This is a genomic window from Rhodospirillales bacterium, from assembly GCA_016872535.1.
Classification (GTDB): Bacteria; Pseudomonadota; Alphaproteobacteria; order Rhodospirillales; family 2-12-FULL-67-15; genus 2-12-FULL-67-15.
The window spans coordinates 13,411-38,419 of sequence record VGZQ01000012.1 but is presented as its reverse complement, the minus strand read 5'-3'; the positions used below and the strand labels follow the sequence as shown (position 1 = coordinate 38,419).

22 protein-coding genes are annotated in these 25,009 nt (G+C 64.1%); 12 read left to right on the top strand and 10 right to left on the bottom strand.

What is annotated here, in order from left to right:
• Window positions 1-49 precede the first annotated feature (49 nt).
• Window positions 50-727, top strand: coding sequence for a hypothetical protein (locus tag FJ311_04020; GenBank protein MBM3950602.1), 678 nt, complete (start codon window positions 50-52; stop codon window positions 725-727).
• On the opposite strand, the gene FJ311_04015 is transcribed toward FJ311_04020, so the two are convergent.
• Window positions 711-1,190 (bottom strand): flagellum biosynthesis protein FlbT, encoded by a 480-nt coding sequence (locus FJ311_04015; protein ID MBM3950601.1) that lies wholly within the window; start codon window positions 1,188-1,190, stop codon window positions 711-713. The genes FJ311_04020 and FJ311_04015 overlap by 17 nt on opposite strands.
• 158 nt (window positions 1,191-1,348) lie before the next feature.
• Between FJ311_04015 and FJ311_04010 the strand changes: the two genes are divergently transcribed.
• Window positions 1,349-2,368 (top strand): GNAT family N-acetyltransferase, encoded by a 1,020-nt coding sequence (locus FJ311_04010; GenBank protein ID MBM3950600.1) that lies wholly within the window; start codon window positions 1,349-1,351, stop codon window positions 2,366-2,368.
• On the opposite strand, the gene FJ311_04005 is transcribed toward FJ311_04010, so the two are convergent.
• From FJ311_04005 to pseB, 8 genes are read right to left on the bottom strand one after another with little or no spacing between them, the layout of a single operon-like run.
• Window positions 2,365-2,715, bottom strand: coding sequence for a hypothetical protein (locus FJ311_04005; protein MBM3950599.1), 351 nt, complete (start codon window positions 2,713-2,715; stop codon window positions 2,365-2,367). The two genes, FJ311_04010 and FJ311_04005, sit on opposite strands and share 4 nt — an antisense overlap.
• 49 nt (window positions 2,716-2,764) lie before the next feature.
• Window positions 2,765-3,790, bottom strand: coding sequence for a hypothetical protein (locus tag FJ311_04000; protein MBM3950598.1), 1,026 nt, complete (start codon window positions 3,788-3,790; stop codon window positions 2,765-2,767).
• A gap of 4 nt (window positions 3,791-3,794) precedes the next feature.
• Window positions 3,795-5,123: a DegT/DnrJ/EryC1/StrS family aminotransferase gene (locus tag FJ311_03995; protein MBM3950597.1), complete on the bottom strand. Its 1,329-nt coding sequence runs from the start codon at window positions 5,121-5,123 to the stop codon at window positions 3,795-3,797.
• Window positions 5,120-6,148, bottom strand: a complete 1,029-nt coding sequence (locus FJ311_03990) for a Gfo/Idh/MocA family oxidoreductase (GenBank protein ID MBM3950596.1) — start codon at window positions 6,146-6,148, stop codon at window positions 5,120-5,122. Before FJ311_03990 ends, FJ311_03995 begins: the two co-directional genes overlap by 4 nt.
• The gene (locus FJ311_03985) at window positions 6,120-6,854 is read right to left on the bottom strand and encodes a spore coat biosynthesis protein F (protein ID MBM3950595.1); all 735 of its coding nucleotides are present in this window, start codon (window positions 6,852-6,854) and stop codon (window positions 6,120-6,122) included. Before FJ311_03985 ends, FJ311_03990 begins: the two co-directional genes overlap by 29 nt.
• A gap of 44 nt (window positions 6,855-6,898) precedes the next feature.
• Window positions 6,899-7,612, bottom strand: coding sequence for a spore coat polysaccharide biosynthesis protein F (locus FJ311_03980; protein ID MBM3950594.1), 714 nt, complete (start codon window positions 7,610-7,612; stop codon window positions 6,899-6,901).
• The gene (gene pseC, locus FJ311_03975) at window positions 7,609-8,805 is read right to left on the bottom strand and encodes a UDP-4-amino-4,6-dideoxy-N-acetyl-beta-L-altrosamine transaminase (protein MBM3950593.1); all 1,197 of its coding nucleotides are present in this window, start codon (window positions 8,803-8,805) and stop codon (window positions 7,609-7,611) included. Before pseC ends, FJ311_03980 begins: the two co-directional genes overlap by 4 nt.
• 19 nt (window positions 8,806-8,824) lie before the next feature.
• A complete protein-coding gene (pseB, locus tag FJ311_03970) occupies window positions 8,825-9,886 on the bottom strand; it encodes a UDP-N-acetylglucosamine 4,6-dehydratase (inverting) (protein MBM3950592.1) in 1,062 nt (353 codons plus the stop codon).
• Window positions 9,887-9,991: 105 nt separating this feature from the next.
• Between pseB and FJ311_03965 the strand changes: the two genes are divergently transcribed.
• The 5 genes from FJ311_03965 to FJ311_03945 all read left to right on the top strand — a co-directional run bounded on the left by FJ311_03965 (window position 9,992) and on the right by FJ311_03945 (window position 17,487).
• Window positions 9,992-11,251, top strand: a complete 1,260-nt coding sequence (locus tag FJ311_03965) for a methyltransferase domain-containing protein (protein ID MBM3950591.1) — start codon at window positions 9,992-9,994, stop codon at window positions 11,249-11,251.
• Window positions 11,061-12,488 (top strand): methyltransferase domain-containing protein, encoded by a 1,428-nt coding sequence (locus FJ311_03960; protein MBM3950590.1) that lies wholly within the window; start codon window positions 11,061-11,063, stop codon window positions 12,486-12,488. The genes FJ311_03965 and FJ311_03960 overlap by 191 nt, the downstream gene beginning before the upstream one ends.
• A 363-nt stretch (window positions 12,489-12,851) precedes the next feature.
• Window positions 12,852-14,147 (top strand): flagellin-like protein, encoded by a 1,296-nt coding sequence (locus FJ311_03955; GenBank protein MBM3950589.1) that lies wholly within the window; start codon window positions 12,852-12,854, stop codon window positions 14,145-14,147.
• 171 nt (window positions 14,148-14,318) lie between these two features.
• Window positions 14,319-16,529 (top strand): motility associated factor glycosyltransferase family protein, encoded by a 2,211-nt coding sequence (locus FJ311_03950; GenBank protein MBM3950588.1) that lies wholly within the window; start codon window positions 14,319-14,321, stop codon window positions 16,527-16,529.
• Between the two features lie 112 nt (window positions 16,530-16,641).
• Window positions 16,642-17,487: a hypothetical protein gene (locus FJ311_03945; protein MBM3950587.1), complete on the top strand. Its 846-nt coding sequence runs from the start codon at window positions 16,642-16,644 to the stop codon at window positions 17,485-17,487.
• Window positions 17,488-17,491: 4 nt separating this feature from the next.
• On the opposite strand, the gene FJ311_03940 is transcribed toward FJ311_03945, so the two are convergent.
• Window positions 17,492-19,462: a tetratricopeptide repeat protein gene (locus FJ311_03940; GenBank protein ID MBM3950586.1), complete on the bottom strand. Its 1,971-nt coding sequence runs from the start codon at window positions 19,460-19,462 to the stop codon at window positions 17,492-17,494.
• Between the two features lie 253 nt (window positions 19,463-19,715).
• On the opposite strand from FJ311_03940, the gene FJ311_03935 reads away from it, so the two are divergent.
• The 5 genes from FJ311_03935 (at window position 19,716) to FJ311_03915 (ending at window position 24,938) form a co-directional block, all read left to right on the top strand.
• A complete protein-coding gene (locus FJ311_03935) occupies window positions 19,716-21,134 on the top strand; it encodes a hypothetical protein (protein MBM3950585.1) in 1,419 nt (472 codons plus the stop codon).
• Between the two features lie 9 nt (window positions 21,135-21,143).
• On the top strand, window positions 21,144-21,455 hold the full coding sequence (locus tag FJ311_03930) for a flagellar hook-length control protein FliK (GenBank protein MBM3950584.1): 312 nt from the start codon (window positions 21,144-21,146) through the stop codon (window positions 21,453-21,455).
• 37 nt (window positions 21,456-21,492) lie between these two features.
• Window positions 21,493-22,164, top strand: coding sequence for a flagellar hook assembly protein FlgD (locus FJ311_03925; protein MBM3950583.1), 672 nt, complete (start codon window positions 21,493-21,495; stop codon window positions 22,162-22,164).
• Between the two features lie 53 nt (window positions 22,165-22,217).
• Entirely contained in the window at window positions 22,218-24,332 is a 2,115-nt protein-coding gene (locus FJ311_03920; GenBank protein ID MBM3950582.1) for a flagellar hook-basal body complex protein, read from the top strand.
• Between the two features lie 255 nt (window positions 24,333-24,587).
• The gene (locus FJ311_03915; protein ID MBM3950581.1) at window positions 24,588-24,938 is read left to right on the top strand and encodes a DUF1153 domain-containing protein; all 351 of its coding nucleotides are present in this window, start codon (window positions 24,588-24,590) and stop codon (window positions 24,936-24,938) included.
• Window positions 24,939-25,009: the final 71 nt, after the last annotated feature.

Below are 25,009 nucleotides of genomic sequence, written 5' to 3'. Positions count from 1 at the left end.
CGAAATACACCGGCCCTCCGGCTACTGAGGGTCCGTAAGGGATTTCCCCATGTTGCGATCCGAACAAAGAAGAGCTAAGGTCGTACCCGCTCACGAGGGGTACGCCAACGATCACAATCCGAGCCGGCCGAGCGGTTTAGAAGCCGTCCCGCTCGCGGCGACAGAAGTCGTTCATCATCGGAATTACCCAGGAGCGAAGATGCCCCCGCAAGTCAAAGGATACCCTCAGAGTGGCGGGAACTATTCCCGCGTTCCCGCTCCGGGCTCGCCCACCTACACCGAAGCCTGGGCGCTGGTCGAGGCGGCGCGGCGCTTGGCCGTCGCCATTGAAAGCGGCCCGCTTGAATCCCCCGACGTGCGCAAGGCCGTGCGCGATGCCCTGCGCTTGAATTGGCGCCTGTGGACCATCTTTCAGTCGGAACTGAGCGCGGATGAGAGTCCGGTCCCGGTCGAAATCCGCCAAAACATGCTGAGCCTGTGCAACTTCGTCGATACCCACACGGTGCAGGCGATGGCCGAACCGACCGCCGAGAAGATTGCGATCCTGATCGAAATCAACCGCAACATCGCAACTGGGCTACTCGAATCTCTTCAAGCCCGGATTCAAGCCGAGGAAGCGGCGAAAGCCAAAGCCGCGCCCTCCGCCGGCAAGGATGAAGGCAAAGCGGCCGGCAAAGCGGAAAGTGCGACGCCGCCGACGCCGAGTTCCTTCAACGCCGAGGCGTAGGCGTCTCGGCGGGCGCCGTTTCGGCGGAAGAAGGCTTTTCCTCGGGAAGCGATTCCGCGATTTCCGTCACTTTTCGCTGCATCGATTTGAGAATTTCGCTTTCGTGGGCGATCAGTTTTTGCGCCGCCTTGAGGGCACGGTAAAGCTTTTCGTCCTTGATTTCCCTGCGAATTTGTTCGCCGATCGGTTTTCCGCTCGGACATGCAGTGAGATAATCGTCGAGCAGCTTCTCGAACTTCGCCAAATATTCCGCGTTCTTGTCGGCGAAGATGTAGGCGCACTGCAAAGCGAAATAAGCGCGCGCCGCCGGCGTGCCGCAATCTTCTTCCGACAGGACTTCCTTGCCGCGCAGGATCGCAGCCTGGTTGTGGACGAACAGCTTGGTGCTGTTGCCTGCGTTCTCGATCACCGCGCCGTTGATGATAACCTTGTCGCCGGGCTTTATGTCGATCAGCAGCGGCACGGGTTATATCCCATTCCAAAAATAGACCGGACCGACGCCGACCCGGGCGGGTACGATCCTTTCAGATTCGAGCGCAAAACACAACGTCATGGGCGGGAGGTTCGCCCACCCACGCGTAATTTCGCATGTTATATTGACGCCGGCGGTGGTTAAGAACCTTGAGCAAACCGAATTTCCATATCGTCGATTCCGACGGCGGGCCCACGACGGCGGCCAAAGCCTTCGAAGCGATCGACCGCGCCCACTTTCCGGATCTCGACGAACACCCCTTGTTCGGCGAATTCACGCGTCGCCTTTACCGGACCATCAATCCCGGCCGCCATCCGGACCGATCCTTCGTCGTTGCCCACGAAACGGGGCCGGTTGCGGCCGTGGCCGCGACCGTGCAGGACGGCGAAATCTCGATGTTCGGCTTGCCGGCGGTGATCGCACTGCGTCGCGATCTCGATGCGGCCGCGGCGAGCAGGGCGCTCGCGGCGGCGCTGGCGCACCTCGACCGGATCGGCGCCGCCGACGGCGCAACCCGTGTCCGGTTGCGCGGCGGCGCGGCCTCCAGCCTCGGCCCGCTCGATATGGCCTGCATCGGACGCCTGGCCAAGCCCATCGCCAAAATGCATGCGGTGGTCGACCTCGCCGGCGGCGAAGACGCCATACGCCGGGGCGTGCGCGACAGTTATCGTTCGCTGATCAACTGGGGGCGCAAGCAGTTGATCATGACCTACGTCAACCGGGACAATCCCGATCGCGCCGCGTTCGATTCCTATCCCGCCTTCCATACGCGCGTCGCCGGCGCGGGCGCGCGCGGCGAAAGTTACTGGAACGTGATCTGGGAGGAGATCGCGCGCGGCCGGGCCGAATTGTCCCTCGGCCATCTCGACGACGGCAACTTGGTCGCCGGAACGCTCACCGCGTTTGCGGGCACGACCGTCTACTACGCCTCTGGCGTCTACGATCGCGAGCGGTTTGAAAAGCCGCTCGGCCATTGGCCCGTGTTCGACGCCATGGCGCGCGCTGGGGCGCGCGGCATGACGCGTTTTGACCTGGGCGAAATCGTCCCGCGCGGCGAGGGCTCCGACAAGGAAACACAGATCGGATTTTTTAAAAAAGGATTTACCGATCGGATCGCGCTGTGGATCGAATGGCGCGTGCCGCTCGCGCCCCCGGCCGCTCCGACCTAGGCCCGGCGCTTGGCGCCTTCGAGCAGGCCTTCGGAAATCTGCAAATTGATGTTGATGAGGGTGTTGAGCGTCGAATCGGGAATATCGATGCCGTGCATGAACGTCGTGCTGGCGACGAACATGGACAACCGCAAGAGATTTTCGCGGATATTCGGTAGAATGGTGGAGGCGGGATCTTCCACCAGCGTGCGAATCGCCACCCAGACCTCGACGTTCGCCTCGAGCGCCTTCGCCAAAACGACCGGATCGCGCGTACCCGCCCGCGCCTGGTCGAGGCCGATCGCGGCCTGAGACAAGACCAAGGCCTGCTCCTCGATGGCGCTGAGATCGGGAAAATCGTCTTTCATCGATTCCTGCCGTGCGGAGGCGGAACCCTGGGGATTCGGGACCCGCCTGTCAAGCGCGCTCGCGCAGGATTTCCTCCACGGTCGTCGCTAATCGCGCCGGATCGTCGAGCAAATCCCTTGCCGTCGGGGCCTGAACCGCACGATCAACGCCAGACAACCACGACCGGACGGCATCCGCGGCTTCTGCCCGGCGCGAGACGACGGAAACCACATCCTCCAAAATCGGGACGAGAATCCCCGGCCGGTCCGGCTGCAACGACAGCGTCGGAATTCCCGCCAACGCGGCCTCGACCAGCGCCATGGTGGTCATGCCGAGAACCCCGTCGGCCGCCGCGAGCAGGGCCTCGGTGTCCTCCGTCGCCAGGCGCGCGTTCGGCGCGCGCGCCAACCAATCGCGCCAGCGTGCCTCCGTCTCGCGCGGATGTGGTTTCACCTCCACCGTCACCGACGCCGCTCCGGCCAGCGCTTCGGCGGCGAGCGTCGCCACCTCGAACTGGGTGAATCCGCGCGCAATCGGCCCGTAATCCTCCTCGATCGGCTCGGAGAAGAACACGATCCGCTTCGGCGCGCCGCCCGGACGGTTCTTGCGTCGCCGCCGCAGCCGGTCGACCCGCCCGGCGAGATGCGGCTGGCCGACCACCAACACGCGCGCCGTGCACCACCCTTCGGCGGCAATTTGCGCGCGGGTACGTTCGTCCGTTACGCCGAGCGCCGATGGCTGTTCGAGCGAGCCGTCCGCCGAGCGGAAACGCTTTTCGATGTTGGTCCAGGAGTCGAGCGCCGCGAACGACGGAATCCCGAGCTTGCGCGCGGCCGCCCACAGGGCGCGCTCGTATCCGTCGTGAAAGCTGGTCCCCGTCAGCAGCAGCGCCGGCTGCTCGCGCGTAATCGCCGCGATCGCGGCCGACGCGGTCATAGCTTCGGGTACGTATTCGCCCGCCTCGCGCCAAAGCTTCGCCGCCGGCCCCGCCGGCAGCCACAGCAGCCCGTGGCCGCGATCGCGCAACCCGGGCGCCGCGGCGGCGAGAACCCCCGCTCCGCCCGGATCGTGCGCCGCGAGCGCGATTAAGGCCACCGGCTCAGGTCCCCTTGGCGGCGAAATTGCTCAGCGTCGACACGTTTTCCGCCACCTTGTGAAAAGCGGCGGCGACGTCGTCGAGATCGCGTTCGGTCATCGGCGGGCGCATGAGTTCATGGGTAATCAGGGTTTCGGTATGCGCGCGTTCCGCGTTCGGGCAGAGGCCCGGGCGGTAATCGGCCTCGCCCTGGTAATGGGGACAACGGAACGGGCATTGGACCGAGCCGTAGGCGATCTTCTTCTGGTACATGGGCTCGAGATAGAGCGGACGCAGGTAGCCCGCGCCGACCAGCGGCCCGTGCTGCTCGCGCAGGCGCGTCGGCGGCAACTCCGCCTTGACCGCGCGCACGAACAAATCGCGCGAAACGCCGGCACGGTTGGCGTCGAACAACAGCGGATGAACGTAATAGACGTGGGTATCGCCGGGGCGGACCGGGGCCGGGGCGAGGCCGGGAATCCCGGCGAGTTTTTTTTCGAGCGCGGCAACCAGCGCCCGGCGCTTGGCCACCAGTTCGGGCCCTTTGGCGAGCTGGCAGCGGCCGACCGCCGCTTCCATTTCGCCGAGCCGGAAATTGAATCCGACCATGTTGACGAGGTCGTCGTGGCCCTGCTTCTTGCCGACCACCGCTTCGCCGTGGTTGCGGATCAGGGCCACGCGTTCGGCCAATCGATCGTCGTTGGTGACCACCACTCCGCCTTCGCCGGTGTGGATGTGCTTGTGGTAGTTGAGGCTGAAAACCCCCATGTGGCCGAGAGTGCCGGGCGGACGGCCCTTGTAGGCGCCGAACGGAATCTGGGCGCAGTCTTCGATCACCGTCAAATGGCGCTCGCGCGCGAGCGCCATGATCGGATCCATGTCGGCGGGGCCGCCAAAGATGTGGACCACGATCACCGCCTTGGTGCGCGGCGTCAGGCGGGCGCGAATGGTGTCGGCGGTCAGGCAAAAGGTTTGCGGGTCGATGTCGGCGAACACCGGCACCGCGTTGAAGATCAGCGCCGCAGTCGCCGAGGCCATCATGGTGTAGGGCGACACGATCACCTCGTCGCCCGGGCCGACGCCGGCGGCGCCGGCGGCGGCATAGAGGCCGCTGGTGGCGGAATTGACCGAAATCGCGTGCTTGGCCTTGAAGGCGAGCGCCCATTCGGCTTCGAAGGCGCGCACTTCCGGCCCGCCCCAGAAATCGTCGTGCCAGGTGCCGAGATATTGCGAGAGGTTTCCGCTCTCCAGCACGCGGGTCACCGCGGCGATTTCCTCGCGCCCGACGAAGTTATAGGCGGGAAAGGGCTCGCGGCGCACCGGATCGCCGCCGAGCAGGGCCAGTCGGCTCATGGTCTTCCTCCTTGAGCGCCGCCGTCCATCGCCAGCAGCGCGGCGCAGATTTCTTCGGCCGCGAGCGCGTTGGTGCCATCGCTGAGCAGCGCCTCGCCCCGGGTGACGCATCGATGCAGGTTATCGACGCCCTCGACCAGCGCCCGGCCGAACCCGGTCGGGCGGCGTCGTTCCGAAACCAACACGCGATAGCCGGCGAACAGCGGGCTCGATTGCACGCGGCGCACTCGCAGGCGCTGGCCCTGTTCCTCGATGGCGAGGCGGCCTTTGTCGGTGGTGATTTGCAGCTCGAAATCGAAGAACGCACGGGAATCGGTTGCGACCAGATGAAAAAGGCCGCCGTCCGGACCTTCGAGCACCGCGTCCAGCGACGGATCGTTCGGCAGGTGATCGTCGAGCCGTCCCGATACCGCGCGCGGCGCGAGCGGCCCCCAGAGATAGGCGAGCAAGTCGATCAGATGGCTGCCGCAGTTGAGAAGGCCCTTGCCGTAGTAGCCGACCGCGCCGTGGACCCGGCCCCAGGCGCCGGCGGCGATTTCGCGCTTGAGCGCCCGCAGGACGGGATCGAAGCGGCGGAAATAATTGACCGCGAGCGGCCGGCCGGCCTTGGCGTAAGCCGCGACGATCCGGCGCGAATCTGCGGGTGCGCCGGTCAACGGCTTTTCCGCGAACACCGCGCGCACCGGAAACGCGAGCAGCGCCTCAAGCTGGGCGGCATGCGCGGGCGTCGGCACGCAAATGCTGGCGACATCGAACGCGGCGCCGGATTCGAGACATTCGCCGAGACTTGCGAACCCCTGCTTGACCCCCCAGCGGGCCATGAACGCCTTGCGCCGTTTCGCATCCGGCTCGACGCATGCCGCCAAATGGTACCCCTTATGCGCGCGGTAGGCCCCGGCGTGGGTGAAAACGCCCGCGCTTTTTGCCCTCGTCGGACGCCGTTCATCGTAGCCGCCGGCGATGGCGCCGCAGCCGACGATCAATACCGAGAGCGTTTTAGACTTTCTTGCGGCGGACATGGGCATTCATTTCGGCGATGTCGGGCCGGCGGTCGAGCAGCGCCAGCACGTCGGCGAGCGTAAAGACGGGATTCTTCGGATACAACTCCGCGAAGATCGCGCCGATCAGGCGATAATCCTCGGGCGTATCCAGCGTCAGCGCCAGATCGGGACGCCTAAGCGCGGCCGGCGCCGGCACGTTGCGCAACGAATAGATTTCGGGGTGGCGGTAGATGTAGAGACTGACGTGCTCGTGGTCGCCGGCGTCGTCGGTGCGGCGCGCCACGTCGGCGAGCACCGAGGTTGCGAACACCTGGGTATCCATGCCGATCGGATAGCTCCGCTCCAGGACGTTGGACACGTAATCGACCTTGGCCGATCGATACGTCCGGATGCAGTCCTCCACCAGCGCCGGGTCGATCAACGGGCAATCGCCGGTCGTTTCGACGATCACGTCGATCTTGTGATGGACGGCCGCGTCGAGCACCCGTCGCAGCACGTCGTCTTCGCTGCCGCGCCAAACCCCGACGCCGAGGCGGCGCGCCAGCGCCTCAACCGGGTCGTCGGTGGCGTTGGTCGTCGTCGCCACCACAATCCCGTCGAGGGAAGGCACGCGCCGGAGCCGCTCGATCATCAGTTCGAGCATCGGCTTGCCGAGAACCTCCTTCAGCACCTTGCCGGGAAGCCGGGTCGAGGTCATGCGGGCTTCAATGGTGGCGACGGTGCGCGGCATGGCTAGGCTCTGAATGTAATCCAGGGCGCCCGCCAACGCACCGGTCAAGCGCGCGATTCGTCCACGTGGGCGAGCGCGGGATCGGCCTCGACCAGGGCCAGCGCCGCGCGCCAGTTGTGGCCCGCCGGTCCCGCCGGCAACCGGGGAAACAACGCACGCATGAAGGCAAGATCGGCCGGCGTGTCGAGGGTCCAGCGATGCTTGGCCACGCCCGCGATCGGGCACGGTAGGTTCGCCTTGCGCGAATCGGGATGCGCGCGGATGAAGGGCGTTACGTGCTCGCGGTCATGGGGCTTGCTCGCTTCGCGCGCGGCGCGATCGAGCCAGGCGAACGTCATCGCCTCGCAGTCGAGCCCGTGCGGCCAGGTCGGCGGCATGTTGTTGCAGGTGTAGTCGAGGCCGTCGCGGGCGCGCAAGCCGAGCACTTCGGCCGCCACCGCGGGATCGATCAGGGGGCAGTCGGAGGTGATGCGCATGACGACGTCGGCCTTGAGCGCGCGCGCGGCCCGCCAGTAGCGGTCGAGGACGTCGGATTCGGAGCCGCGAAAAACCGCGATGCCCAAGCGGCGAGCCTCGGCGGCGACCGGATCGCTGTCGGCGGTGTCGGGAATCGCGCAACACACCACGTCCCCGCCGGCGACGGCCCGGCACCTGGTCATCACGTGATCGAGCACGGTCTTGCCGCCGACATCCATCAGAACCTTGCCGCAGAGGCGGGTCGAGCCCATGCGCGCCTGCACGATGATCGCCGTGGTCACGATTTCAATCCCAGGGCGCCGGCGAGCGCCGCGACCACGCGCGCGACATCGGCCCGCGTCAGCCCGACATAGAGCGGCAGCGAGAGCGTGCGCTCGTAATAGGCGTCGGCCCCGGGCAGCGCCAGGTCGCCGTAGAGGCGCCGGTAATAGGGCTGGCGATGGACCGGGAGATAATGAACCTGGGAGCCGACGCCTTTCCCCGCCAGCGCGCGCATGACCTTACCCCGCGTCGTGCCGGCGGCGCGAAAATCGATCAGGACGACGCACAAGTGCCACGAGGGCTCGCTCCATGCCACGCGCGGCAGCGGCCGGACCACGGGCGCGAGCGGCGCCAATGCTTCCGCGTACCAATCGACGATGCGGCGGCGTTCGGCGGCGAATCGGCCGAGCTTGGCGAGTTGGCTTTCGCCTAGCGCGCATTGGATGTCGCTGGCGCGGTAATTGAATCCCGGTTCGGGCATTTCGTAGTACCAGGGATTGGGCTCGCCATCGGACCCAAACCCCTGTTCGCGGATTTCGAAGCGCGCCGGATCGCGCACCATGCCGTGGCTGCGGAGTTCCGCGAGCAGGCGCGCGAGAGTCGCGTCGCGGGTAGTGACGGCGCCGCCCTCGCCCATGGTGATCGTCTTGACCGGATGGAACGAAAACGCGGCCATGTCCGAATGCGCGCACGCGCCGACCGGCTGACCGGCGCACGTCCCGCCGAGGGCGTGACAGGCGTCCTCGACCACCTTGAGGCCACGCGCGCGCGCGATCGCGCCCACGCCTTCCATGTCGACGCATTGGCCACCGAGATGCACGGGAAAGACCGCCTTGACGCGGCGGCCCGCGCGGGCGAGCGCGGATTCGAAAGCGGCCGGGGTCAGAAGCCCCGTGTCGGCATCGACGTCGGCGAACACCACGTCGGCGCCAACGTAGCGGAGCGCGTTGGCGGTGGCGAGAAAGGTGAGGGTCGGCACCACCGCCGCGTCGCCGGGGCCGAGATCGAGGGCGAGCGCGGCAAGATGTAGCGCGGCGGTGCCGTTGGCGCACGCGACGGCGTGCGGAGCGCCGGTCGCCCGGGCCAGCGCATGCTCGAACGCGGCGACCGCGGGCCCGCCGGTGAGCGTACCGGAGCGAAGCGCACGCCCGACCGCGGCGACATCGTCGTCCTCGATCAGGTGCCGGCCGTAGGGAAGGAACGGGTCCGCCATGACGACCGCCGCGCGCGCCTCACACGGAAACAGCGATCAGGCGCTTCAAGCCGGCCTCGTCCAGCCATTCGGTATTGTTGTCGCTGGCGTAGCGGAACCCATCCTGAACCGGCAACGCGCCGTCGCGCAACACGTGCCCGGTCCAGGAGACCGAATCGGGCTCGATGATGTAGCGGTCGGGAAATTCGACCGTGTTGCGGGCGTGGTCCTCGGTGATCATCACTTCGTGCAGCTTCTCGCCGGGACGGATGCCGATAATCTTGTGCGGCAGATTGGGCGCGAGCGCGCGGGCGAGATCGACCACGTTCATGCTCGGAATCTTCGGCACGTAAACCTCGCCGCCGCGCATGGTGGCGAGGCACGAGAGCACGAAATCGACGCCCTGCTGCAGCGTGATCCAGAAGCGCGTCATGCGCGTGTCGGTGATGGGGATTTCCTTGGCGCCCTCGCGCATGAGACGCTGGAACAGCGGCACCACGCTGCCGCGCGAGCCGACCACGTTGCCGTAGCGCACGACCGAGAAGATGGTGTTGGCCTCGCCGCTGAGGGCGTTGGCGGCGGTGAAAATCTTGTCGGAGGCGAGCTTGCTGGCGCCGTAGAGGTTGAGCGGGTTGACCGCCTTGTCGGTCGAGAGCGCGACCACCCGCTCGACCCGCGCGGCGATCGAGGCGAGCACCACGTTTTCCGCGCCGATGACGTTGGTGTGGATGCACTCGGTCGGGTTGTATTCGGCGATCGGCACGTGCTTAAGCGCGGCGGCGTGGATGACGACATCGATGCCGTTGAGCGCCATGGTCAGGCGGTCGCGGTCGCGCACGTCGCCGATGAAATAACGCAAGGCCCGGTACTGGCGCGGATCCAGCTCCTGGCTCATTTCGTACTGCTTGAGCTCGTCGCGCGAATAAACCACCAAGCGCTTCGGCTTGTAGCGTTCGAGCACGGTCTTGACGAATCGCTTGCCGAACGAGCCGGTGCCGCCGGTCACCAGAATCGAGCGTCCGTCGAGGTTGAGCGCGGTGGAATAGTGGCTGACGGAGGGCGAGGTCACGGGGAAATCCGGGAAAACCGAGAGTCGTGGCATCTTATCCGCGCGGTCGCGGGGGAGGCAAGGCGGGGGATCGATTGCCCGCGATACTGCGTGGGCGCATAATCACTCGCCCGGTCGATCAACAATGGACTCGCCGACATGGCGGCAAAGCATCGATCCGCCTTAGGGCGGGCCGCGAAAGCGAAACGGCGCCCCTCAGCCGCCTTAAAACGGGGGGCTGCCGTCTCGCCCCGCAAGAATGTGCGGACAAAAGATCCTCTGGCGCGCGCAAAGGCGCTTGTCGAACGCGGGGCCTTCGGGGAAGCCATTACCGTCGCCGAGTCGTTGCTTGATGCCGATCCGCGCTATTGGCCCGCGCGGGAATTCATCGCCCACATTCTCTGGAGACGCGGTTATCCCAAGGAGGCAATTCTGTTTCTCGAATCGGCGATCATGACCGCTCCGGACAAGGCAGAGATTCAGACAAGACTCGCGTCGACGCTGATGCTCGCGGCGCAACAAAGCGGGTTGATGATGGAGCGCGCCGTCGAGCTGGCCGAGAAAATCCTGGCGCGGCACGTTCCGACCGTCCCTTTGTTGCTGGATCTGTCCAATCTTAATTTCCGATGCGGCCGACCGGATAAAGCCTTGCGGACGGCTGAACGGGCCGTGGCCGAATTTCCCGACAGCAAGTCGGCGAAAATGAATCTTAGCGTCGCGTTGCTGATGCACGGCCGGAAAGAGGACGCCGTCAACGCTTACGCCACCATTTTGAAGCCCTACCGCATCCGAACCGGGGCCAACGCCGATAATGTCCGGCGCCAATACGCCAATCTGGCCGCCGAATACGACAACAACCCGCTGCACCAATATTTCAGCGCCCGGATGGCGAAGTTCATTGCCGACACCATCGGGCCGATCGGTGGCTTGCGTATGTTGGATGCGGGTTGCGGCACCGGACTGCTCGGCACCCTTTTGAACCCGGAGCGCCTAGTGGGCATCGACCTGTCGCCGGAAATGATCGAAAGAGCGCGGGCGCGGAACGCCTATGCCGACCTGATCGCGGGAGATCTCGTCGAGACGATGAGCAAGCTTGACACCCGTTTCGATCTGATCGCGTCTTCTTGTGTTCTTTACCACCTGGCCGACCTCGCCCCTTATTTCCGGCAAGCGGCGCGTTTGCTGGAGCCCGGCGGGCATTTGTTCATTTCCACCGATCCCGCCCCGGATGATATGGACATTGGCGAAAGCGGCCCGGGCGAGTACGCTCATAGCCGCGCCTATCTCCGCCGTCTGGCGGCGAAAACCGGTTTTGCGGAAATCGCCATCGCGATTATGGGCCACCGGGCCACGCCGGGCTTCTGGTGCGCCTTCCGCAAGGGATCGCCGGCGAACACGGATTCCGCCCATGGCCGCTAAACGATCGTCCGCCAAAACAAGACGGCGAGCGAAAAAACCGCCCTCGCCGATCACGGCCAAATCGGGGCGGCGCGGCGGGAAACCCCGACCGAAAGCCGACCCGCTGGCGCGCGCCAAGAAACTGGCCGATCAGGGCAAAATCGGCGATGCCTTGCGCGCGGCGCAACAGGTGGCGAACGCCGACCCGAAACAGTGGCAGGCCCTGAACCTGATCGGCTCGCTGCTCTGGCGTTCGGGCCATCCCGCCGAAGCCCTGGCCATGCATGAAAAAGCGATTGCGGTCGCGCCGGACGAGGCAGGCGTTCAGGCCGAATTGATCGGACAGTTCTTCAGCGCGTCGTTCAAAGCCTCGATCGATCCGGAGCGGGCGATAAGAATCGTCGAACGGTTTCTCGACCGGCATGTTCCGACGGTCATATTCATGGCGCAATACATCAACGCCCTTCTCATCGCGCGCCGCTTCATGGACGCCTTGAGAATGTCCGAGCGGGCCATAAGCTTGTTTCCGGATAATGCCACGTTGCACAGAAACAAATCGGTTGCCCTCGTCCACATGGGCCGGGCCGAGGAAGCCGTCGCCGCCTTCGCGCGCGGTCTTCGCCCATACCGGCCCGAGGCCGAGTCGAGCGAAAGTCAGGCGCGCCAGAATTCCGGCCTCCTCACCCAATACGCCGATCTGGCGGCGACCTACGACGACAACCCCTTGCATCGATCCTTCAGCGAACGCATGGCGGCGTTCATCACCAAGTTCGCGGGCGCGACCATAGGCAAGAACGTATTGGATGCCGGCTGCGGTACCGGACTGCTCGGCACCCGAATTAAAACCCGGCGATTGGTCGGTATCGAAATATCGCCCGCCATGATCGCGCAAGCGCGCGGCCGAGGCGTTTACGACGAACTGGTCGAAGGCGACCTGACCGGAGCGATGGCTGCGCGCGACGACACGTTCGACATCATCGCGTCTTCATGCGTGTTGTACCATCTCGCCGATTTCGCCCCGTTCTTCCGCGAAGCCGCCCGGCTCCTGGTTCCCGGGGGCTATTTGTTCTTCTCCGTGGATCCGGCGCCCGACGACATGGATGTCGGCATCACCGAACCCGGCGAATACGCCCATAGCCGCTCCTATCTGCGACGCCTGGCCGCGCAGGCGAGCCTTACCGAAACGGCCATCGCCGTCATGCCTCACCGCATTTGTCCGGGATTCTGGTGCGCATTCCGAAGACGATCCAAATCTTAACGACCGTTTACCATGCCGCCCGAGGCGTCCTTGTCGGGGCGGTCCGACCCTTCGGCAACCGGGGAAAATACGTTCAATCTGGCGCGGGGTTGTGGCCAAAGCCGACGGCAAGGATTCAAAAAAATCGTTATAAAACAATTCATTAACGAAAATGCGGGATTTTCCCTCATGAAGATTTTGGGGATCGATCCGCCTGATCGCGCTTGCGTCCGATTTTAAAAACGGGTAATCATCCCGGGTCGGCCGGAAGGCAAAGAATGCCCGAGGGTCGGCGTGTGGCGCGGAACCGTAGAAAACCGGGACTTCGCCGTACCGAACGCAGAAACCGCGTTCGATGTGCAACTCTAGAACGGAGTGACTCCAATGGCAGAGAACGTCTCGCTTTCGGCCGCAGTACGGGCCAACCTACTCGCTCTCCAATCCACCTCTGAGCTGATCGCGCGCACGCAGGGCCGCCTGTCGACGGGCTTGCGCGTCGCGGCCGCCGTCGACGACCCGGTCTCGTTCTTCCAGGCCAAGTCGTTGAACGACCGGTCCGACGACTTCAACACCAAGAAGCGCGGCATCGACCAGGGCATTAGCACCATCTCCGCCGCGACCGACGCGGTGACCGGCATCGAAGCGCTGGTGCAGCAGCTGAAAGGTCTCATCCTCACCGCCAAGTCGGCGGCGACATCGACCGAAGTCAGCGACCTGGTCACGCAGTTCAACGACCTGCGCACCCAGATCAACAACCTGGCTTCCGACGCCACTTACCAGGGCATCAACCTGGTGAACGGTACCGGCCAGACGCTCACGGTGAACTTCAGCAACGATACCGCGAGCGTGTTGAACGTAAACTCGTCGGACATCCGCACCAGCCGTCTCGGCCTCAACGTCGCCAAACTTTCGGCGGTGACGAGCACCGATCTGGCCTTCAACCGGGGCTACATCTCCGCCGGCACGATCTCCGGCGCGGGCGTCGGCGCGAGCGAAGCTTCCGGCATCGCTTCGGGCAACACGATCTCGGTGACGGTCGCGGGCCAATCCACCACCACTATCTCGGCGGGCGATACCATCACGCTTTACTACGATGGGCTCACGTTCACCGTGAACGTCGTGGAAAGCCGGACCGCGGCGAACGCCATCTCCGGCGGCGTCAACTTCATCACCGCCGGCACGTACGCCGTCGGCTCGTCGGTGGTGTTCAACCTGATCACCGGGTTCTTCTCCGGGGCTTCGGCCGGCACCGGCTACAGCAACCAGTCCGCCGGCACGGGCTACAGCGCGGGCACCAACCATGTGTCCACGTTGTCCGGGCCGTTCCTGCTGCTGACCGGAACGTCGATCAGCGTCTCCGAAACCGACGCCACCCGCGTCGTCGGCGTCGGGTTCACGACCGAGTTCAACTCCCGAATCAACAACCTCGATACCGGGTTGACCACGCTGCGGTCGCGCGCCCAGTCGCTGGGTTCGAACGTCGCCCTGCTCCAGACCCGGCTCAACTTCACCAAGGCCTACGTGAGCACGCTCACCACGGGCGCGGGCAAGTTGACGCTCTCCGACCTTAACGAGGAAGGCGCCAACCTGCTGGCCCTGCAGACCCGCCAGCAGTTGGGCATCCAGTCGCTGGCCTTCGCCGGCCAGGCCGAGCAGACGATCCTCACCCTCTTCCGTTAATCGCGGAGTGAGGCGCGGACGGCGCCGAATCGCCGGCCGAACCGGAAGATCGGAGAGAGGCGGGGAGAAATCCCCGCCTCTCTTGTTTTTCGGAACGACCGGCCCGCCAGGCGGCTTGACGCTGCTTTTCGGTCCGGTCACTTTCTACGGGTTCGTCGCCTCGGAGATTCCATGCCGCCCGGATCGAACGCCGCCAAACAACGCCCTCGCCGCTCGGACACCCCGCGCGGCAAGGACGTTTTTCGTCCCGCCGAACCGAAGGATCTCGATCGAAAATTGCTCGAGCGGAACCTGGCCGCGTTCGCGCGCCATTTGCCCTCGATCCACCGCAAGCTGACGGCCGTCAACCAACCTCGCTCCCGCCTGTTGATATCGGGGCGGCGCGATTTCGACGTCGAGTTCGGCGGCGTCCGCCTGTACGGCATGGGCGCGCGGGAAGCCGCCAAACGGCGCGTCAAGATTTTCTTCGAAACCCCCTACGACCGCACCCGGCTGATCATCGCCCCGCCCGATACGTCCAACCTCGACAAATTCGCCAACTTGGCGGTTTATCGGGCCCTTCGGCACGCGGCCAAGGACGCGGATATCTTGTTCGCGAAAAATCCCATTCGCGAATGCTTTCACCTTGTCGTTCTCGGCGTCGGACTCGCCGAACAACTTCCCCTGCTGGTCAAGGAAACCAATTGCCAGCATTTGATCTTCATCGAGCCCAACAACGAGTTTCTCTACCATTCGCTCCGCACGTTCGACTGGGACAAATTCTTGCGCGGCTTCCTGACGGAAGGAAAAACCATCTCCGTCGAGGAAAACACCACGCCCAAGGGCATCGCCGTGTCGATCCGCAATCAGATGCGGTTCATCAATCCCGCCTTCATCGACGGCGCGTTTATTTACAAGAGCTACCCGAATTCCCTGCTCGACGGCGCGGCGCTGGAGATGGCGGCCGATCTCAATTTGTTCCTGACCGGTCTCGGCTTCCTCGAGGACGAGATCGACATGATGCGGAACTCCTACCATAACCTCAAGGATTTCTCCGGCGCCTATTTCAAGGAGCGCAAGACGCGATGCGAAATGCCGGCTTTTGTCGTCGCCTCGGGGCCGTCTCTCGACAACGACCTGCCGTTTCTCAAGGCGAACGCCGATCGCGCCATCGTTATTTCGTGCGGAACCTCGATTCGCATCCTGCTTCGCAACGGCATCGTGCCCGATTTCCACATGGAAATGGAAAACGTGCCCGCGGTCGCGGATTTGATGGAAAAAATATCGGCGGTGCATTCCCTCGGGGGTATTACCCTGGTCGCGTCCACGACGGTCGACCCCAGGGTCAAATCCTACTTCGACCGCACGATCTTTTATTTTCGCGCCGGATTGGCGTCCTGCATCATGTTTGCGCCCGAAGACGGCACCAATATTCCGCAAGGAATGCCGACCGTTTCCAATCTCGGCCTTTCTTTCGCCCAGCAGATCGGTTGCCATTCCATTTACATGTTCGGGATCGACCTCGGCGCGCGCGACCCCAAGCGCCATCATGCCAAGGACGCGCCCTATGGCGAAGGCGAACTCGATTTCACGACGGTCATCGACCAGCCGGTTCCCGGCAACTTGGGCGGAACCGTGTATTCGGAAGCTATTTATCTGTGGTCCCGCGATACGATGCAGGACGTTATCAAATACATGGGGCCGGGATATACGTACTATAACTGCAGCGACGGGATACGCATTCTGGGCACGACGCCCAAGTTGTCATCCACGATTTCCCTGCCCACGACCGCCGCAAAATCCGAAACAGTCGAGCGAATCGTCGGCCGCTTCGACCGTTACGAATCAGCCATGTTCCAGAAGGCATGGGCCGACCGCAATCATGTTCTTGAAATACGAAAATTTCGCGATCTTCTCCTAAATCTCTGCCGTCCGCCCCGATCGGGCGGAAATGGGCGGTCACGGAAAAAGCTGGGATTTTCGCTCGACTACATGCAAAGGGTCGTGCGCGCCCTGATTCCGCCGCGCACCAATCCATCGATCGAAATCCATTGCTATCGCGGGTCGACGTTCCTGACCATGATTGCGCTCTATTTTTACTTCACCCGTATTCACAGCCGGGCGAAGCGGCGCGCCATGGAGCAAATCCTCCGAGATCAGTTTGCCGATCTTATCAACAGGATCGCCGATCGCGTCGTCGAATTCTACGGCGAACTCGATCCCGAAAAAACCGAGCGCGACGCCAAAGACGCCGACGCCGCGCTCGGCCGATCCCGTCGGCCCCGGCCGAAAAGATCCGAACCGCGAACGAAACCGCGCAAGACACCGGCCAACGGCGCGGCCGCCCGCCGGCGCGAAACCCGGCGCAACGGCGGCAAATCCCGCCCCGGACGTACTTTATAATCGCTTGATATAATTACGTTTATTAGATATTCGTCCTGCCCGCGAGTCTGGACACCGCCGAACAACCTCGGTATGCTTGGGGCGTCTGCGTAACCAGAAGGGATGCGCGATCATGGTCGGCACGCCCGACATTCTCGCCGGACGCTCCGTCGCTTTTGGCCTAGTCTCCCTGGGCACGGCCGCGGCGCGACCGAATTTCGAACTCCGGTTCAGCGTTCTGCAAAACACGATTATTGATCGCCTCAACAAGGAAATCGAGGCAGTCAATGAATCTTCCCGCGAATCGGTGGACGCGTTTCTCCTGTCGTCGCAGAAAAAACTGGAAGCGTTTCAGGCCAAGCTCGGGGCTTTCACGTTTGCCAATACGCGCAATGCCTGGAACTTGTCCGATTTGGCCGGCAAAGTTGATGATCTGCAGACCGCGCTCAATGCCGCCGATACGGCAACGTTCAACAGCGTGCTCCATGCGATCAATGAAAACGTCGGCCGGCTGTCGGTTCCCAATGGGGCCGCCGTCGGAATATTGCTTGATGACGGCATAACCGCTATCCGCCGGAACGGCTTGATCAATGTCACCCGCGACGGCGCCAAGGAGCGGGTTACAAGCTTCGCCCAGTTCACCGACAACGCCGAGGCTCAGAGCGCTATCAACGCGGCAAAGTCGACGATCACGAGATCCCTCAATGCCGTTCTCGCGCGCGCCGAAGCAGCGGCGAAACTGAACCAAGTCACCGACAAAAACCTCGTCGCGACCAAATTTCAAATCGAGGCGACAAAAGCCGCGCAAGATGTGGAGTTGGCCGCGGAAGTCGCGAAACTGCGCCAGAAGTACGCCATATTCCTCAACGATCTGTCGCTCGCCTTCGAGTCGAATCAGGCGCTGGCCGAACAATTAGGCAAAGGCCTGTTCGATCCGAACAAGGTCGATCCCGGATCGGTATTGAATATTTTCACCTGACTCGCTACGCCGCCTTGGCGCGTGCTTTCGTAACCAGCGCTTCAAGCACCGCGAAAAACTCGTCCGCGAATTTTTTTGCGTCGCAGAGACGGCTTTTCTTGAACTGCTCGGGCAGGGTCCGCCGTGTTTGCCGAAGCGCGGGCAGATTTGCGGCCAGTTGTCCGGCTATCGACGCGATTCCGTCGGCATCGTCCGCGATCCATTCGTCGCGGCCGGCCAAGTGCAAAATCGCCGATCCCAAGCGGCCGGCGCTGCGATCTCCGCGCAATGAAACGACCGGAACGCCGCGCCATAATGCTTCGCAAATTTCCGTCGCGCCGCTCACCGGATAAGTATCGAGCAGAATATCGATCGCGGAATAGAACGCCGCCGCCGGGCTTTTACCCTCCCCGGCCGTGAGAAAATCCACCCGCTCGCCGACCCCGAACCGTGAAAACAAATCGATTACGCGGGCTCGCGTACCGTCATCGAGCGACGGTCCGCGGCCGAGAACGAGCCGCGCGCCCGGTACCGCACGCAAAGCCCGTGCCCAGATTTCCGCCGCTCCGGCGACGCGCGCGGGATCGAGAACGCCACCGAAGGTAACGAATCCGTTGCGCGCGGCGGGATTCACCTCGTCCTCCGAATCGTCGTCGATTTCCACCGACGCCCCGATATATGCCATCAGACCGCGCGCGAGGGTAAGCGTCGTGGTTGCGCCCGCATCCTTTCCATCGGTTTCCGCCATCGACGAATCGGACAGGACCACGTCCGCGGTCCCGGGAAGGCTGCCTTGGGGCCAACCGAGCCAGCTGACCTGGACCGGCGCGGGATGTCGGGCAAGGAAAGCGGGCCGGGCGTCCGGCGCCGCTCCGCACAAGTCAACCAGCACGTCGATCGCGTCGTTGGCGACAATACGGGACAACGTTTCGTCGTCGATATTGTAAATCGGACACCAGTCCTCCGTCTCTTTTTGCAGCCGGGGCGTATCGACAATCGGACGGGCAAACTGCTGATAAACCTGAATATAGATTTTTCTGGCGTCGTGATGAGCCATGACGCATTCGAAAAACCCGATATTGCGCTGCATCGCCGTCTCGTTGACGAGAAATGCGACGCGAAGCTTGCCGCGGCGACCGGGGTCGATCGTCTTGGGGTCGATCGCCGGCGGCGGAGGATTGGGTATCGGCCCTTGCGCGATCGCCGAGACGGCCGCCGCGGCCTCGGCGGGATAGGCGCGCCATTCGGACGATGGCAGATATGCGAGCACAGTCAGCAATTGGCCGCGCGCCGGCCATGACGTGGGATCGAGCCGAACGGCTTCGCGCGCGACTTTAAGAGCCAAGTCAAGCCGCCCCTGCTTCAGGAGGACTTCCGCCCAATGAATGAATCCCGCCGCTTCTGTCGGCGCGAGCCGGCAGGCATGCTCAAGGGATTGGGCGGCCTCCTCGTACTGTCCCAGGCCGAGCAGCGATTGTCCCAATAGCCGATATGCCTCGACGTTTTGAGGGCGCAGCGAGAGTTCGCGCCGGCAAAGATCGACAGCCTTATCGTAACGGCGGATGTAATACTCGTATCCGGCATCCAACACATATGCCGATTGCCGCGCCTTTTCGATATTGGCGATGAAATCCGTGAACCCCTCGGGCAGAATTAAAGAAAGTCGAGGGTTTTCCTCCAGAGTCACCGCAAGCTTGGAATAGTAAAGACTGTCCGTGATGTTGCCTGCCCGGCCATGCACCGCGGCCAAGGCTTCGACGATTTCACGCCCGTCGGGATTGAGCCGGTGCGCCTCGTCCAAGATCCGAATCGCCGAACCGATATCATTGAGCGACAACGCCGAAAGGCCGAGAACGAATAAGGGCTCGGACGCCTGGGGCGACAGGAGCCGCGCGGCTTCGGCCCGCTCCACCGCCGTGTCGGTATTCCCTTCCGCGAGCGCGCGGAGCGCGAGATCCAAATGATCGTCGTAAGTGGTGTTCGCCCCGGGATTCATGGCTGAAACTTAATCGGTGGACGGGAAAATGGATAGCGGCGGGTTAGGCATTTATTGCCGCCCGATACGAGACGGAAATGCCATTCCCGACGGCCGACCATATCGCCTCGTTCCCCCGAGATTGTTAAAAAAATATTATATTTCAGATAGTTATTTGGCTATCGGCGGTTGGCACACCCCTTGCGAGAGAGGCAGGCGAACACCCGAAGAGCGCTTTCGGGCGGCGACCAAAACCGCGCAAAGGACACGAGCGATGGAAGACCTCAGCGTCAAGACCAAGTCCCTCAACGCCGCGACCCTGGCGGCCGCAACGGGCCAGGGCTCGGATGCGGCGGACAAGGCCGGCTCGGCGCCCCCCGATGCCTTCGCCATCGCCTTCAACCAATTCCTGCGCAGAGCCGCCAAGCCGGAGCAGTTGCTGGGTGGCGCCCGAGGCCAGATCCTTCCGTTCAACATTTCGTTCGGCGCCCACCGCGCCGATCCGGCGCCCAAGAACGCCGAATTCGAGCGGACCGACGCCTCCGCCTTTCGCGCCGAGCCGACCCGGTCCGCTCCCGCCCCGCGCGACGACCGCCCGGCTCCGGCCCGGGATTCCGGCCCGGCCGCCAACGAGGCCGCGCCCGGGTCCGCCGACCAGGCACCGACCGAGGCGTCGACGCAAGCCGCGAACGATGCCGCCAAGACCCAAACTCCCGCCGCCCAGCACGCGCATGCCGCCGACAACCGCGATGCATCGCGCGCCGCGAACAGGGCTCAAGCCGCCGACGCCGTCGATTCCGACGAGCATGGCCGCGGCCGTAAGAAAAAGTCGACGGCCGCCGCCAAGGAACCCGGCCCCGCGCCCAAGGATCAAGCCATTGCCGTCCTGACCGCCCTCGCCGCCGCGAATGCGCCGGAAGATGGCGATAAGTCCCGGGGCGACGGCGCCAAGACAACCGACGAAACGTCCGAAGACGGCGACGACGGCCGGCGCCTGACCGGCATCGCCAACGCCCTCACCCAACTGGCCAAGCAGCCGCGTGGGCTCGCGCGCGCGGGCGCCAACGAGACCGGAGAAAACGGGCGTGCCGCCGCCGGCGACGAGGACACCGCCGTCGACAAGGGCGAACCGAAGGAGAAAAAGGCCGGTACGCTTATGGACGCGCGCACGCGGCAGGCCGCCGATCTCGCCGAGCGTGTCGGGCCGGCCACGCGGATGACGGTCGAGGTGACCGTGACCGACGAGGCCAAAACCTTGATTTCGCGCCCGACGGGGGCCTTGTTCGCCGCCCGCGACAACCGCGGCGCCGATACCGCCCTCGCGCGCGCGAACGGCGCCGCGGCCGACGCGACACCCGAACAGATGCTCGCCAACAATGCGACTCCCGATGCCGCGGACGATATCGCCGCGCGCCTGGCGCTGATGCCCGGCGCGAACGGCGTCAATGCCGCTTCCACCATGACCATCGAGGGCGAGAAGCCCGGAGTCCAGATCGCCACCCAGGGCCTCGCCGCGACCAATGGCGGATCGGCCCGCGCCCTGGAGACCCCGAGCCAAACCAACGCCGCCCAACATGCGCAGCGGCCGGCCGCCACTTTCCGCGCCGAAGTGCTGGAGCAGGTATCCGTCAACATCCAGAAGGCGATCAAGGACGGCGCCGATCGCATCACCATCCAGCTGCGCCCGGCCTAACTCGGCCGCATCGACGTCAAGATCGAGGTCACGGGCGACGGCCGTACCCTGGTTCACGTCGCCGCGGACCGCTCCGACACCCTCGATCTCCTGCAACGGGACGCGCGCGATCTCGCCCGATCGCTCCAGGACGCGGGGCTCCGCGCCGACGCCGGCAACCTGCAGTTCAGCTTGCGCGAGCAGACGGCGGAAAACCGCGAGCGCCACCCGCACGGCACCGCGCCGGGCGGCTCCGCCGCCGGCACCGACGCGCCGCACACCGAACAAACGCCGGTCTGGACGCCGATCGTCCTGCCCGGGCGGGTCGACATCCGCGCTTAAAGGCATCCGTAACCAGGAATCCGGGGAACTTATCGTCATGGCCCTCCTCGACGGCACCACTTCCGCCACGACCGCCGCGTCCGGCGCGTCCGTCGCCGCCCGGTCCGAGGCGAAGCTCAAGGACGATCTCAACAAGTTCCTGAACCTGCTCGTGACCCAGCTCAAGCACCAGGACCCGCTCGATCCGATGGACGCGACCGAGTTCACCTCCCAGCTCGTCCAGTTCGCCAGCGTCGAACAGCAGATCCACCAGAACGCCAATCTGGAAAAGCTCATCGCCCTGCAGCAAAATTCGCAGATTTCCAGCCTGGTGAACTACATCGGCATGGGGGTCGAGGCGACGGGCCAGAAAGTGCCGCTCGAAAACGGCGCGGCCATATTTACCTACACGAACCCGAGCAACGTCGCCAAGAGCACCATCAATATCGTCAATGGCCAAGGCGCCACGGTTTACAGCGTCGATGCCGACCGGACCGTGGGCAAGCACGCGTTCTCCTGGGACGGGCGCGACAAGAACGGCATCCTCCAGCCCGACGGCGATTACACCGTGGTCGTCACGGCGCAGGACCGCGACGGCAAGATCCTGCCGATCGAATACACCGTCTTCGGGCGCGTCACTGGCGCGAGCGCCGAAAATGGCAACGTGTCCCTGTTCATGGGCCGGGACATCCAGGTGCCCATAGATAAAGTTAAGTCCGTCACGAGATAAGCGAAACCAAAGCCAGGGCCGCCACCCGCGGCCCGAACATAGGAGAGACGATCATGAGTTTGTTTGGAGCCATGGCATCCGGCGTGTCCGGCCTGACCGCGCAGAGCAGCTCGATGGGCGCTATTTCGGACAACATCACCAACATCAACACCATCGGTTTCAAGGGCACCAAGGTCAGCTTCCAGACCCTGGTCACCAAGCAGACCTCGTCCACGTTCTATTCCGCCGGCGGCGTGCAATCGAAGCCGCGCCAGGACACCGGCGTGCAGGGCCTGCTGCAGGCCTCCACGTCCTCGACCGACATCGCGATCTCCGGCCGCGGCTTCTTCGTGGTCAACGAGGCCGCCAAACCGACCACCGCCAACGAATTCCTGTTCACCCGCGCGGGATCGTTCTTCCAGGATTCGGAAGGGTTTTTGCGTAATACCGCCGGGTTCTACCTGCAGGGCTGGCCGACCAACGCCAACGGCACCGTCATTCCCGCCAACAAGAACCTGACCGTCGCCAACCAGAACATCATCTCCACCGACTATCTCGCCTCGATCAACCTGAACCGGGTCGGCGGCAGCGCCGCGGCCACCACCACCATCGCCATTGGCGCCAACCTGCCCTCCAACGACACGGCCGGTACCGCCCACAAGACCGACGTGCAGTTCTTCGACACCCTCGGTAACGCCAATACCGCAAGCTTCGTCTACACCAAGACCAACCGCGACAACCAATGGGACCTGACCATTGCGCCTCCCTCCGGCACCGCGGTCGCGACCATCGAGGATTCGAGCGGCAATGCCATGCGCAGCGTCGGCCAACTGGAATTCACGGCGCGCCCCGCCGACGGCGCCTCCGTCGTCATCGACGGCATTACCTACGAATTCGACTCCAACGCCTCTGTCGTCGAAAGCGCGACTTTGCGACGGGTCGACGTCAGTTCCAATACGACGCTCGCCCAAGACGTCGCCTCGCTGGTGGCGAAGGTGAAAAGCTCGGACACCGATTTCGCCAACTACGGCGCGTCCGGAACCTACACCAACAACCGCATCCAGGTCAGTTCCGGGAACACCGCCACCGTCCTCTTCACCGAGGACGGCACCGGCAGCTTCACGGTCAACCCGGCGGCGTTGCTGAATTCGTCCGGCGCGTTCGTGGTCAAACAGGAATCGTCCTTCACCGTCCGGAAGGTCACCAAGGCCTACAGCACTTTTGACCAATTCACCTTCACCGCCCTGCCGGCCGACGGCGACACCGTCGTCCTCAACGGTATTACCTATACATTCAGCGCGGCCGAAGCCGTGAACAACGACGGGGATACCAGCATCTATATCGGCGGCACGCTTTCGCAGGCGCTGATCGATTTGGAAAACGCCATCGAAGCGAACGACCCCGATTTCGCCACCAACGGCACCGGCGTCCGCATCCGCGACAATGCCGGCGATTTCAACGCCGTCACCACGCCGTCCTACGACACCTTGGTATTGGAAAGCCTGTCGAAGGGCAGCTATAACATCAACATCACCTTGGCCGGCGCGACCACGGTGACGGAACCGGATGGCACGGCCATTACCGAAGCCACCAATACCGCCATCGACACCACCTACGCCTTGAAGTTCAACGCCTCGGGCCTGCTGTCCGCGGTCGCCGCAGCGGAGCTGGAGGTTCTCGGCTTTTCCAACGGCGCGGCCGACATGGACGACGCCGCCTCCAACAGCCCGCAGATCACGCTCGATTTCGGCACGGTCGGCGAGGCCAACGGCATGACCCAGTTCGGCGCCGCCTTCACGCCGGTGTTCATCACCCAGAACGGCTCGCAGTTCGGCACCTTCGCCGGGGTCTCCATCTCCGAGAACGGCCTGGTGACGGCGCTGTTCGACAACGGCGAAACGCGTCCCGTCTATCAGATCCCGATCGCCACCTTCACCAACGTCAACGGCCTGGAGAATCGGACCGGCAACGTCTGGAACCAGACCCAATTCTCGGGCGACTACACGCTCCGCGTCGCCGGCGGCGGTCCGGCGGGCGCGGTGGTGCAGTCCTCGCTCGAACAGTCCACCGTCGACATCGGCGAGGAATTCACCAACATGATCGTCGTGCAGCGCGCCTATGCCTCGGCCGCCAAGATCATCTCGACCGCGGACGCGATGCTGGAACAGCTCCTGCAGGTGAAACGTTAATCCGATCCTTCCGCTCCTCCGAGGCTCTTCCCTCCAAGCCCAAGGAGTCGAGCCTCCCTCCCGCCGCCCGGGGTGCCCGCCCCGGGCGGTTTCTTTTTGGGGCGAAGCGGACTTTCCGCCCGGGCGAACATGGTTTCCGGTTTCCTAACGCGCGCGGGCAATTTTCGATCCGGGGCGGTTCTTAGCCGTTTTTTAAGGGCTGGGCCCTATGGTCGGAAACGGCGATTCGAACAGGAAATCCTTCGCGAGTCCGCGATGAACGAATTGGCGACCCGAACCACGAATTACTCCCGGCCCCGGCGGGCTCCCGTCTTGACGCTCGCCGATCTGCCGCCGATGGGTACGACCCGCTGGGTCGTCAGCCGCAAGGCGGCGGTGGTCGCCGGGGTCAAGGCCGGTCTCTTGTCCCTCGACGAAGCGCTGCAGCGCTACGGCATTTCCCTCGACGAATTCATGTGCTGGAAGCGCCTGCTCGACGACCATGGCGTCAAAGGCTTGCGTGTCACCCGCATCAAGGAATACCGGACGCAGCCGCATTCCGACACCGATGCGCAGCCGGCCGAAGACCAGAGCATCGTCGACCCCACCGCCGCCTACGCGACCTGATCGGGTCGCTCCCTTCCCGCCGGTAGCGAAGCGCCGCGCCTCTCGGGCGGCGGCCCCGGCGCTCCCCATAT